This is a genomic window from Streptomyces endophyticus, from assembly GCF_035798155.1.
GTDB lineage: Bacteria > Actinomycetota > Actinomycetes > Streptomycetales > Streptomycetaceae > Streptomyces > Streptomyces endophyticus.
Window position 1 is genome coordinate 190540 of record NZ_JAOZYC010000207.1, and the last position, 11734, is coordinate 202273.

The 11734-nt window shown below is 70.6% G+C and carries 11 protein-coding genes; 3 read left to right on the top strand and 8 right to left on the bottom strand.

Annotated features, from left to right (window positions below):
- Positions 1-9: 9 nt before the first annotated feature.
- From OKJ99_RS42475 to pdhA, 3 genes are read right to left on the bottom strand one after another with little or no spacing between them, the layout of a single operon-like run.
- Positions 10-1341: a dihydrolipoamide acetyltransferase family protein gene (locus OKJ99_RS42475; RefSeq protein WP_326024012.1), complete on the bottom strand. Its 1332-nt coding sequence runs from the start codon at positions 1339-1341 to the stop codon at positions 10-12.
- Positions 1342-1355: 14 nt separating this feature from the next.
- On the bottom strand, positions 1356-2336 hold the full coding sequence (locus OKJ99_RS42480; protein WP_326024013.1) for an alpha-ketoacid dehydrogenase subunit beta: 981 nt from the start codon (positions 2334-2336) through the stop codon (positions 1356-1358).
- A 4-nt stretch (positions 2337-2340) separates the two neighbouring features.
- A complete protein-coding gene (gene pdhA, locus OKJ99_RS42485; protein WP_407700879.1) occupies positions 2341-3756 on the bottom strand; it encodes a pyruvate dehydrogenase (acetyl-transferring) E1 component subunit alpha in 1416 nt (471 codons plus the stop codon).
- A gap of 254 nt (positions 3757-4010) precedes the next feature.
- On the opposite strand from pdhA, the gene OKJ99_RS42490 reads away from it, so the two are divergent.
- The gene (locus OKJ99_RS42490; RefSeq protein ID WP_326024014.1) at positions 4011-4667 is read left to right on the top strand and encodes a response regulator transcription factor; all 657 of its coding nucleotides are present in this window, start codon (positions 4011-4013) and stop codon (positions 4665-4667) included.
- 91 nt (positions 4668-4758) lie between these two features.
- Positions 4759-5223, top strand: a complete 465-nt coding sequence (locus tag OKJ99_RS42495; protein WP_326024015.1) for a pyridoxamine 5'-phosphate oxidase family protein — start codon at positions 4759-4761, stop codon at positions 5221-5223.
- Positions 5224-5266: 43 nt separating this feature from the next.
- Here the strand turns inward: OKJ99_RS42495 and OKJ99_RS42500 are convergent, their stop codons facing one another.
- Positions 5267-6859, bottom strand: coding sequence for a protein kinase domain-containing protein (locus tag OKJ99_RS42500; RefSeq protein WP_326024016.1), 1593 nt, complete (start codon positions 6857-6859; stop codon positions 5267-5269).
- 274 nt (positions 6860-7133) lie between these two features.
- On the bottom strand, positions 7134-7679 hold the full coding sequence (locus OKJ99_RS42505; RefSeq protein WP_326024017.1) for a bacterial proteasome activator family protein: 546 nt from the start codon (positions 7677-7679) through the stop codon (positions 7134-7136).
- Between the two features lie 190 nt (positions 7680-7869).
- Here OKJ99_RS42505 and OKJ99_RS42510 point away from each other — a divergent pair, with 190 nt between their 5' ends.
- On the top strand, positions 7870-8253 hold the full coding sequence (locus OKJ99_RS42510; RefSeq protein WP_326024018.1) for a hypothetical protein: 384 nt from the start codon (positions 7870-7872) through the stop codon (positions 8251-8253).
- A gap of 10 nt (positions 8254-8263) precedes the next feature.
- Here the strand turns inward: OKJ99_RS42510 and OKJ99_RS42515 are convergent, their stop codons facing one another.
- The 3 genes from OKJ99_RS42515 to OKJ99_RS42525 all read right to left on the bottom strand — a co-directional run.
- Positions 8264-9244 (bottom strand): NAD(P)H-quinone oxidoreductase, encoded by a 981-nt coding sequence (locus tag OKJ99_RS42515; RefSeq protein ID WP_326024019.1) that lies wholly within the window; start codon positions 9242-9244, stop codon positions 8264-8266.
- An 80-nt stretch (positions 9245-9324) separates the two neighbouring features.
- Positions 9325-10422: a potassium channel family protein gene (locus OKJ99_RS42520; RefSeq protein ID WP_326024020.1), complete on the bottom strand. Its 1098-nt coding sequence runs from the start codon at positions 10420-10422 to the stop codon at positions 9325-9327.
- Positions 10419-11734, bottom strand: a 1316-nt coding sequence (locus OKJ99_RS42525) for a molybdopterin molybdotransferase MoeA (protein ID WP_326024021.1), incomplete at its 5' end; no start/stop codon positions are given. The genes OKJ99_RS42520 and OKJ99_RS42525, both read right to left, overlap by 4 nt.

Below are 11734 nucleotides of genomic sequence, written 5' to 3' on the forward strand. Positions count from 1 at the left end.
GGACATGCGTCAGGCCCAGGTGATGAGCCGCTTCGGGCGCTCCAGGATCGCCGCCACATCGGCCAGCACCTTGGACCCCAGCTCCCCGTCCACCAACCGGTGGTCGAAGGAGAGGGCCAGGGTCGTCACCTGGCGCGGCTTGACCTTGCCCTTGTGGACCCACGGCTGAAGCTTGATCGCTCCGACGGCGAGGATCGCCGACTCACCGGGGTTCAGGATCGGCGTACCGGTGTCGACGCCGAACACACCCACGTTCGTGATGGTGACGGTCCCGCCCTGCATCGCGGCGGGAGACGTCTTGCCCTCGCGCGCCGTGGACACCAGATCGCCCAGCGCGGACGCCAGTTCGGGCAGGGTCTTGGCCTGCGCGTCCTTGATGTTCGGCACGATCAGACCGCGCGGGGTGGCCGCGGCGATGCCCAGATTCACGTAGTGCTTCTGGACGATCTCGGCCTTTCCGTCGTGCCCCTCGTCCCAGGCCGCGTTGACCTCGGGGTTGCGCTTGATCGCGACGAGCAGCGCCTTGGAGATGAGCAGCAGCGGGTTGACCCGCAGCCCCGCCATGTCCTTGTCGCCCTTGAGCTCCTCGACGAGCTTCATCGTGCGCGTCACGTCGATGGTCACGAACTCCGTGACGTGCGGCGCCGTGAACTTCGAGTGCACCATCGCCTGCGCGGTCGCCTTCCGCACACCCTTGACCGGGATCCGGGTCTCACGCACGGAGTCGGACGCGGCGGGGGCCGCCACCTCGGCGACCTCGACGGCCTCGGCGACCGGCGCGGGTGCCTCGGGCGCGGGCGCGACGGCCGCGTGCACGTCCTCGCGCGTGATGATCCCGTCCGAACCGGACGGGATCACGGCGGCAAGGTCGACCCCGAGGTCCTTGGCGAGCTTGCGCACGGGGGGCTTGGCGAGAGGCCGGGTGAGGGTGGCCGTGCCGTTGGTGGCGGGCACCGCCTCGGCCTCGGCCCCCTTGCGGGCCCGCCGCTTCGTGGAGGACTCGGCAACGCCGTACCCCACGAGCACGGGCTGGCGCCCCTTCGGCTCGGCGGCCTCAGCCTCCGGCTCCGCGGCGGGCTCGGGCGACGGCGCGGGCTCGTCCCCGGCGACGTCCACCGAAATGATCACCTGGCCGACGTCGACCGTCGTCCCCTCCGGGAAGAGCAGCTCCCGCACCACCCCGTCGTACGGGATCGGCAGCTCGACGGCCGCCTTCGCGGTCTCGACCTCGCACACGACCTGCCCGTCCGCGACGGTGTCGCCGGGCTTGACGTACCACTTGAGGATCTCGGCCTCGGTCAGGCCTTCGCCCACGTCGGGCATCTTGAACTCGCGAGCCATGATTCAGCCCCCTCTCAGTACGCCAGCGAACGGTCGACGGCATCGAGCACCCGGTCGAGCCCTGGCAGGTACTCCTCCTCCAGGCGCGCCGGCGGATACGGCGCGTGGTACCCGCCGACCCGCAGCACGGGCGCCTCCAGGTGGTAGAAGGACCGCTCGGAGATCCGGGCCGCCAGCTCCGCGCCGGCGCCGAGGAAGACGGGTGCCTCGTGCACGATGACGAGGTGGCGCGTCTTCTCCACCGACTTCTGCACGGCGTCGAAGTCCATCGGCGAGATGGAGCGCAGGTCGAGGACCTCCAGGGACTTGCCCTCCTCCTCGGCGGCCGCGGCCGCCTCCAGGCAGACCTTCACCATGGGCCCGTAGGCGACGAGCGTCAGGTCGGTGCCCTCGCGCGCGACGGTGGCCTTGTGCAGGTCGCCGGGCACGGCCTCCGTGTCGACCTCGCCCTTGTCCCAGTAGCGGCGCTTCGGCTCGAAGAAGATCACCGGGTCGTCGCTCTGGATGGCCTGCTGGAGCATCCAGTAGGCGTCGCTCGCGTTGGAGGGGCTGACCACCTTGAGGCCCGGCACGTGCGCGAACAGCGTCTCGGGCGACTCGCTGTGGTGCTCGACCGCGCCGATGCCGCCGCCGTACGGGATCCGGATGACGACGGGCGTCTTGATCTTGCCGAGCGCGCGGGCGTGCATCTTCGCGAGCTGCGTGACGATCTGGTCGTACGCGGGGAAGACGAAACCGTCGAACTGGATCTCCACGACGGGCCGGTAGCCGCGCAGCGCGAGGCCGATCGCGGTGCCGACGATGCCGGACTCGGCGAGCGGGGTGTCGATGACCCGGTCCTCGCCGAAGTCCTTCTGCAGGCCGTCGGTGACGCGGAAGACGCCGCCGAGCTTGCCGACGTCCTCGCCCATGACGAGGACCTTCGGGTCGTTGTCGAGCGCCGTGCGCAGTGACTCGTTGATCGCCTTCGCGATCGGAAGCTTCTGTACAGCCATGTCCTCAGGCCCCTTCCCCGGCGGCTTCATCGGCGAATGACGCCTGGTAGGCGGCGAATTGCGCGCGCTCCTCGTCGACGAGCGCGTGCCCGTCCGCGTACACGTTCTCGAAGATTGCCATGAGGTCCGGGTCCGGCATGGCCCGTACGACATCGCGTACTCGCTTGCCCAACGTCTCGCTCTCGGCGTCGAGTTCCGCGAAGAATCCCTCATCCGTGTCGGTTTGGGACTCCAGGTACGCGCGCAGGCGCAGGATCGGGTCCTTCGCCTCCCAGGACACCCGCTCGTCGTCCGACCGGTACTTCGACGGGTCGTCGGAGGTGGTGTGCGCGCCCATGCGGTACGTGAACGCCTCGATCAGCGCGGGGCCCTCGCCCTGCCGGGCCCGGTCGAGGGCCCAGCGCGTCACGGCGAGGCAGGCCAGCACGTCGTTGCCGTCCACGCGCACGCCCGGGAAGCCGAAGCCCTGCGCGCGCTGGTACAGCGGCACGCGCATCTGGCGCTCGGTGGGCTCGGAGATCGCCCACTGGTTGTTCTGGCAGAAGAACACCACGGGGGCGTTGTAGACGGCCCCGAAGTTGAAGGCCTCCAGGACGTCGCCCTGGCTGCTCGCGCCGTCACCGAAGTACGCGATCACCGCGCTGTCCGCGCCGTCCTTGGCCACGCCCATCGCGTAACCGGTGGCGTGCAGGGTCTGCGAGCCGATGACGATCGTGTACAGGTGGAAGTTGTTGCTGTTCGGGTCCCAGCCGCCGTGGTTCACACCGCGGAACATGCCGAGCAGGTTCGTCGGGTCGACCCCGCGGCACCAGGCCACGCCGTGCTCGCGGTAGGTCGGGAAGACGTAGTCGTCCTCGCGGGTGGCCCGCCCCGAACCGATCTGGGCCGCCTCCTGGCCGAGCAGCGACGCCCACAGGCCCAGCTCGCCCTGGCGTTGAAGTGCTGTGGCCTCGGCGTCGAAGCGGCGCGTGAGGACCATGTCGCGGTACAGGGCGCGCAGCTCGTCGTCGGTGATGTCGGCGACGTAGCGGTCGTACACCGCGTTCTCCGCCGTCCTGACCCGCTCGCCCTCAGGGGTCATCAGCTGCACCAGGTCGCTCTGCGGCGCCTTGGCCTTGGCGGCCTTCTTGGCCGCCGTCTTCACGGGTGCCTTGGCAGGGGCCTTCGCAGGCGCTTTGGCAGCGGCGGTCTTGCCGGGGGATTTCTTCGCAGACTTCTTCACAGCGGTCCGGCCCCGCGCCGGCTGTGCCTTCTGCGCTGCGGCAGTGCTGTCGGCACTGTCTACGGTCACGTGTGCTCCTCCGTCGGTCCGGCCCCCGGGATTGCCGGATGGCCAGTCGGCTCGGCTCGCCTGATCCGTCCACGCACGGGGTGGGTGCGAGGTGCCGGCAACAGGCGTGACAAGTGCTCCGGCAAGCACCCTTCACCCACGCACGTTACCCAGTGGGTCACACATCTGCGAAACCCCATCTGACCTGCGATTTTGCTTGGATTTCCAAGTAAGTCGTTGGTTGGATTTCCTAGTATCGCGAGGGAAGACGAAGCGTCGCAGGTCACAGCTGTGCGACGGGTCCTGAGTCTCAGCCTGGCAGGGGGCCGGAACACCGGCACGTTATCCCGGTCACCCCACGATCATCTAGGGCGCGGCCAAGGTTCGTGTGTGAGACTGATGCCGTGCGCGAAGACGGAAAAATCCACGTATTTCTGCTCGACGACCACGAAGTGGTCCGCCGCGGCGTCCATGAGCTGCTGTCGGTCGAGGACGACATCGAGGTGGTCGGAGAGGCCGGAACGGCCGCCGACGCCCTGGTGCGCATCCCCGCGACCCGGCCCGACGTGGCGGTGCTCGACGTGCGCCTGCCGGACGGCAGCGGGGTCGAGGTGTGCCGGGAGATCCGCTCCCAGGACGAGTCGGTCAAGTGCCTGATGCTGACGTCGTTCGCGGACGACGAGGCGCTCTTCGACGCGATCATGGCCGGCGCCTCCGGGTACGTCCTGAAGGCGATCCGCGGCAATGAGCTGCTCACCGCCGTACGGGACGTCGCCTCCGGCAAGTCCCTGCTCGACCCGGTCGCCACGGCCCGCGTCCTGGAGCGGCTGCGCGACGGCGGCCGCAAGAGCGACGACAAGCTCTCCGGCCTCACGGACCAGGAGCGCAAGATCCTCGACCTGATCGGGGAGGGCCTGACGAACCGGGTCATCGGCGAGCGTCTGCACCTCGCCGAGAAGACGATCAAGAACTATGTGTCCAGCCTGCTGTCGAAGCTCGGCATGGAGCGCCGCTCCCAGGCGGCCGCGTACGTGGCCCGTATGCAGGCCGAGAAGCACTGACGGAACCCCCGCCCGCACGGGACCTAGGTCACGCGTTCCTGGGGGCGGGTTCCTCTGGTTTGCCGAGGTGTCCGCGGCGCAGAGTGGTGACATGCCCTCCGACGCGCAGAAGGACCCGCAGAAAACGGCTGTACGGCAGGACCGGGACCGCGCCTTCGAGCTGCTCGCCCGCGTGCCCTACGGCCGCGTCGCGACCAGCATGCGCGCCCTGCCCTTCCTCGCCTCCGCCCGCCACATCGTGGCCGACGGACGGCTTCTGCTGCGCATGCACCGCGGCCTCGGCTACCACGAGGCGTGCATCGGCAGCGTCGTCGCCTACGGGACGGACAGCCTGGGTCAGGAGAGCCCCGAGGACGCGGGCCAGTGGTCGGTGCAGTGCGTCGGCACCTGCGAGCAGGTCGAGCCGACGACCGCCGAACTCGAACTCTTCGGGCCCACCCCGCACTACGCGGACGACGAGCTCTTCGACCCGGTCTACCTGTGCGTCGCCCCGCAGTTCGTGACGGTGCACGAACTGCGGGGCGGATCGGCTCATTCAAGCCCCTGCGGCGATTGAGCAGCGGGGTCCGGGGCGGAGCCCCGTGGTGTGGCCGGCGGGATTACTCGCCGCTGTCGCCGCCGCCACCGACGACGCCAGTGCCGCCGTCCGTGGCGGGCTCTCCGGTGCCGCCGCCCCCGCTCGAGTCACCGGTCGGCTCCGACGTGTTGGTCGGCTCGTCCGTCGGCTCGTCCGTCGGCTGACCCGTGTTCGACGGAGTCGGCTCGGTCGGCTCGTCCGTCGGCTGCTCGGACTGCGTCGGCGACGGGTTGGTGGTGGTGGGCTGCTGCGTCGGCGTGTAGCCGGTGTCGCCGCCCGTGCTCGTGCCCGGCTCCTCGGTCGCGCCCTCAGACGCGTCGTCCGAGGCCGTCTCGCTGGGCTTCGAGGTCTTCTCGGACTTGGTGGCGCTCGGCGACTTCTTGTTGCCGGGGTCCTTGTCGCTGCCGTCGCCGCTGGTGAGCGCCCAGGCGACGCCCACCGCGATCGCGATGACCGCGAGCACGGCGACGATCCACAGCTTGCCGCGGCCACGGCCGCCGCCCCCGCGCCCGTTGCCGTCGAAGCCGCCGTCGTCGCCGCCCGGCGGGCGCAGCATCGGCTGCTGGGCCGTGCCGGAGTCGCCGGGGTGCTGCATCGCCGTGGTGGCGGCGACACCCATCGCGGGCGTGGAGCCGCCCTCGTGCGAGTCGATGGGGCCGGTGTTCCAGGTGCCGGTGTGACCACCCTGCTCGTACAGCATCTGCAGGCTGTACTGGACGAGCCCGCGCATCTCCTCGGCCGTCTGGAACCGGTCGTCCGGGTCCTTGGCGAGCGAGCGCATGACGAGCCCGTTCAGCTCCGGCGGCACCTCGTCCAGGACCTCGGACGGCACCACGGGGGTGTCCTGGACGTGCTGGTAGACCACGGACAGCGGGGTCTCACCGGTGAACGGCGGGCGCAGCGCGAGAAGTTCGTAGAGCAGGCAGCCGACGGCGTACAGGTCGGAGCGGTGGTCGACGGCCTTGCCGAGGGCCTGCTCGGGCGAGAGGTACTGCGGGGTGCCCATGACCATGCCGGTCTGCGTCATGGTCGACTGCACGCCGTGCAGGGCGCGCGCGATGCCGAAGTCCATCACCTTCACCGCGCCGGTGTTGGTGATGATCACGTTCGCGGGCTTGATGTCGCGGTGCACGATGCCGTGCTGGTGCGAGTACGCGAGCGCCTCAAGGACGCCGGAGACGATGATCAGAGCTTGCTCGGCACCCGGCGGCTCCGCGCTGAGCAGGAGGTCGCGGATGGTGCGGCCCTCGACCAGCTCCATGACGATGTACGGGACGGTGCTCCCGGCGACGACGTCCTCGCCGGAGTCGTAGACCGCCACGACCGCGTGGTGGTTGAGCCCCGCGACCGACTGTGCCTCGCGGGTGAAGCGGGCCTTGGAGACCGGGTCCTCGGCGAGGTCGGAACGGAGCAGCTTGACGGCGACCGTGCGCCCGAGGCGTACGTCCTCGGCCGCGAAGACCTCTGCCATGCCACCCCGGCCGAGTCTGCCGGTCAGTCGATACCGACCGTCCCCGACGAGCCCGCCGTTACCCCACATTTCCGGCGCATCTGACATACCGCCGCCAGTCGCCTCGGGGTCGGACGGGCCCTGAGCGCGCTGCTGCTGTGCCATCAGTCCTCGCCGTCGTTTCTGTCCGTGCTGCCGGATCCATACGTCGGGCCACGCTACAGGCATCGGCCATGTCGCCGTTCCGAGATGGACCGGACATCCAACCCGTTGCCATGCAGGCCTTGCAAATCGTGAGCAGGATATTTGTAGGCGTCCGATGGCGATTTCGTGATCACTTGGGGCGATCGGCATCTGTCGTCCGGTGGCCAAGTTCACGCATACGTAGGGGCCCGTCATAAGACGGGCCCCTACGTATGTGCTTGTTGACCTGGCCGACCTAGAGGTACGGGCCGCCCGAGCGGCCGCCGGCGCGCGGGTCCTCGCCCTCTTCCTCGCCACCGCCGACACCGGGCGGCAGGGCTCGGCGCATCTGCTCGAGCTGGGCTCGCGCCGCCATCTGCTGGGCGAACAACGTCGTCTGGATCCCGTGGAAGAGCCCCTCGAGCCAGCCCACCAGCTGGGCCTGCGCGATGCGCAGCTCGGCGTCGCTCGGGGTCGCCTCCTCCGTGAAGGGCAGGGAGAGCCGCTCCAGCTCCTCGACGAGTTCGGGGGCCAGGCCGTCCTCGAGCTCCTTGACCGAACTCGAGTGGATCTCCTTGAGGCGCTGCCGGCTCGCTTCGTCCAGGGGAGCCGCGCGCACTTCTTCGAGCAGCTGCTTGATCATGCTGCCGATGCGCATCACCTTGGCGGGCTGTTCCACCATGTCGGTCACCGGGATCTCGCGGGACTCGTCGCCGCCACCGCCGCCAAGCGCCATGCCGTCCTGGCCCACGACCAGGACCTGCGGGTTCTCCGGCGACTGTTCGTTCCTCGGCATCTCCATGCCGCCATTCTCTCGTACGTCGCTGTCACATCTCGGTGGTGCCCCCGTTCGGAGCTGATCCACCCTGCCGGGCGGGCCCAAATCCGGCGTGCCTGTTTTATCTCGCTATGTGAGGCTTAGCACAAGCATCTGGACGAACCGGGAGCGGAAGGGGCTGGGGATGCGGCGGCTTCGGTGGGTGCTTCGGTGGGTGGCCGGGCTTCTCTTCTCCGTGCCGCTGTTCCTGGCGGTGCCGGTGGTGTCCGTGCCCCTGACCTACGCCGCCGAGCCCCCCGCGTACGTCGCCGAGCCCTCGCCGCACGGGTCCCTCGCGGGGAGCAGGGCCGGGGTGGGCCGCACCCCGCCGGGGCGCGAGCTGCCCACGCCGGACACCACCGGGGCCGTGCTGCCCCCGGCCCCCACCGAGCACCCGCCGGCCGTGTCGCAGGAACCGCGCCCCGAGCGGCCCGCCCCCGCACGGCAGGCCGTCGGCGAGCCCGGGGCCGCACCCTTGGTGAACGTGCTGCCGCTGGGGGCAGGACTGCTGCTCACGGGGCTCGGCCTCGGGTTCCTGGCGCTGCGGCTGCGCCGGTGACGCGTGCCGACTACTGGTTGGTGAGCAGGACCTTGCCGATGTGACCCGACTCCTCCAGGACCCGGTGGCCCTGCGCGGCGTCGCTCATCGGCAGCGTGCTGTCCACGATCGGCCGCACACGGCCGCCCTCGACCAGCGGCCACACGTGCTCGCGCACGGCCGCGACGACCGACGCCTTCTCGGCCAGGGGCCGGGCCCGCAGCGTGGTCGCGGTGATGGCGCCGCGCTTGCCGAGCAACGTGGCGATGTTCAGCTCGCCCTTCACCCCGCCCTGCATGCCGATGATGGCGAGCCGGCCGTTGGTGGCGAGGGCGTCGACGTTGCGGTTCAGGTACTTGGCGCCCATATTGTCGAGGATGACGTCGGCGCCCGCCCCGTCCGTGGCGTTCTTGATCTCTTCCACGAAGTCCTGCTCGCGGTAGTTGATGAGGATGTCCGCACCGAGCTCCGCGCAGAAGTCGAGCTTCTCCTTGGTGCCGGCCGTGACCGCGACCTTGGCGCCGACCGCCTTCGCGAGCTGGATCGCCATCGTGCCGATGCCGCTGGAGCCGCCGTGCACGAGGAAGGTCTCGCCCGGCCGCAGATGGGCGATCATGAAGACGTTGGACCAGACGGTGCAGGTCACCTCGGGCAGCGCCGCGGCCGTGACCAGGTCGAGGCCCTGCGGCACCGGGAGGAGCTGGCCCGCGGGGACGGTGACCTTCTCGGCGTAGCCACCGCCCACGAGCAGCCCGCACACCTCGTCGCCGACCGACCAGCCGGAGACACCGGCGCCGAGCTCGACGATCCGGCCGGCGCACTCCAGGCCGGGATAGGGGGAGGTGCCGGGCGGCGGGTTGTAGAAGCCCTGCCGCTGGAGCAGGTCGGCGCGGTTGACGGCGCTGGAGACCACCTCGACCAGGACCTCGCCCTCGCCGGGTACGGGGTCGGGGACCTCCGACCAGACGAGCGCCTCGGGTCCGCCGGGTTCCGTGATCGTGATCGCATACATGGCCGCGAGGCTACTCCCGTGGATCAGTCACGTGGAGGTGGCGGAGCAACTGCGCGGCCGGAGCAACCGCACGGCCGGCCTCAGCCGCGGGGCGTCGGCTTCATGTCCGGCGCCAGTTGGGTCATGGGCGTGACGCGGGTGATCGTGATGAGGCGGTCCGTCAGCTTGAGCGAGCCGACGGCCGAATCGTCGTAGCCGAGTACCCGGTGCCCGCGGATCACGCTGACGACCAGATCCTCCGTCTCCTTCGGCTGCAGGCCGACCTCGGCCTTGGTGACCGGGCGTTCGACCAGGTCGAGGCCGGAGCCCTTCTGGATGAGGTCCTCCATGACCATGCCCGCGTGCGGGCTGAGCACCGACAGGCCGAGCAGCCGGCCCGCCGCACTGGCGCTGGTGATGACGGCGTCGGCGCCGGACTGGCGCAGCAGCGGAGCGTTCTCCTCCTCGCGGACCGCGGCGACGATCTTCGCCCCACGGTTCAACTGCCGCGCGGTGAGCGTCACCAGGACCGCCGTGTCGTCGCGCTGCGTCGCGATGATGATCTTTCGCGCCCTCTGCACCTCGGCCTGCAACAGGACCGAGCTGCGTGTGGCATCGCCCGTCACGCCCGCGTATCCATGGGCGTTGGCGCTCTCGACGACCTTGGGGCTGGGGTCGACCACGACGACCTGTTCGGGCTTCAGGCCGCTCGCGCAGACGGTCTCCACGGCACTGCGGCCCTTGGTTCCGAAGCCGACGACGACAGTGTGGTCACGCAAGGTGGACCTCCAGCGTTTCAGGCGCCATTCCTCCCGCGTCCGTTCGGTGAGGACTTCGAGCGTGGTGCCGACCAGGATGATCAGGAAGAGCACACGCAGCGGCGTGATGACGAAGATATTGGTGAGCCGCGCCGCGTCGCTGACCGGCGTGATGTCGCCGTATCCCGTGGTGGAGAGCGTGACGGTCGCGTAGTAGAACGAGTCGAGCAGGTCGACATGGCCATCGGAGTTGTCGTTGTAGCCGTCCCTGTCGATCCACACGATCAGCGCGGTGACGACGAGCACGGTGAGCGCTATCAGCACGCGCCGGGCCACTTGGAGGAGCGGGCGCTCGACGACCTGCCGGGGAAGCTTCACCCGGTAGGTCGCGGTCCGCTCGTCCTCTTGGCGTGCGATGGCGTCATCGCCGGCCAGTTTCACGTGAAACACCCTTCGTTTCCCGCCGGGTTGAGACCGGGCAGGCCGGGGTTCCACGACCACGGCAGGTCGAGGATCTCCACCTCCTGGCCCTCCTTGGCGCCGCCGGGCGGGATGACGGCGAGCCCATCGGCGGCTGCGATGCCGCGCAGCATGGCCGGACCGTTGTAGTGCAGGGGCACCGCCCACTCGTGCCCACTGCCGTCGTCCTGCCGCAGCACGATGGGGATGAGGCGGGTGTCGTGGGGGTGGCCGGGGGCGGGGGTGTGCAGAGGGGCGGTGTACGCGTCCGCGTTCCGGCCCCCGTCCCCCTGCTGTCGCCCGTCGGGGGCTTGGCGCTGTGCGGAGCTGTGCGTCTGGTCCTGCGCCCGGCCGGAGAGCACCCGCAGCAGCGGCTCGGCGAGCGTGAGCAGGCCGGAGACGGCGGCCAGGGGGTTGCCGGGGAGGCCGACCAGGTGCTGCCCCTCCTTGAGCCGGGCAAGCAACATCGGATGGCCGGGGCGGACGGCGACCCCGTCGACGAGGAGTTCCGCGTCGAGGGCGCACAGGGTGGGGTGCACGTGGTCGACCGGCCCGGACGCGGTGCCGCCGGTGGTCACGACCAGGTCGGTGCCGGCCTCTCGTACCGCCTTGAGCAGCGCCTTCGCGTCGTCGCCCAGCCGGCGAACGGCGGTCACCTCGACGCCGAGCGCGCGCAGCCAGTGCGGGAGCATCGGGCCGAGCGCGTCCCGGATGAGGCCCTCACGGGGGAGGCCAGAGGTCAGCAACTCGTCGCCGAGGATCAGGACTTCGACCGTCGGTCGCGGGACGACGGTCAGGGTGTCGTAGCCCGCGGCGGCGGCGAGACCGAGGACGGCCGGGGTGACGAGGGCGCCTGCGGGCAGCAGCAGTTCACCGCTGCGGCACTCCTGGCCGCGCGGGCGGATGTCCTGGCCGTGGGCGACCTCGCGCAGCGGGTGCAGTTGGCCGCCCGCGTCGATGTGGCCGTGCTCGCTGCGGATGACGGCCGTGGCGTCCGAGGGCACGCGGGCGCCGGTCGCGATCGCCGCGGCCTCGCCGTCGGCCAGCGGGGCGGGCGGCTCGTGCCCGGCGAGCAGCCCTTCGCCGCCCACGGCCCAGGGACCGGGGCCCGCCACGACCCAGCCGTCCATCGCCGAGGTGTCGAAGGAGGGCAGGTCCGTCAGGGCGGTCAGCGGGGCGGCGAGGACCAGCCCGAGCGCCTGGTCGAGCGGGACGCCGCCACGATCCGCCCCGCCCGCGCGAGCGCCCGCCCCACCGCCTGCGCCACCGACGCGTCGAGATCGGAAGAGCGTCG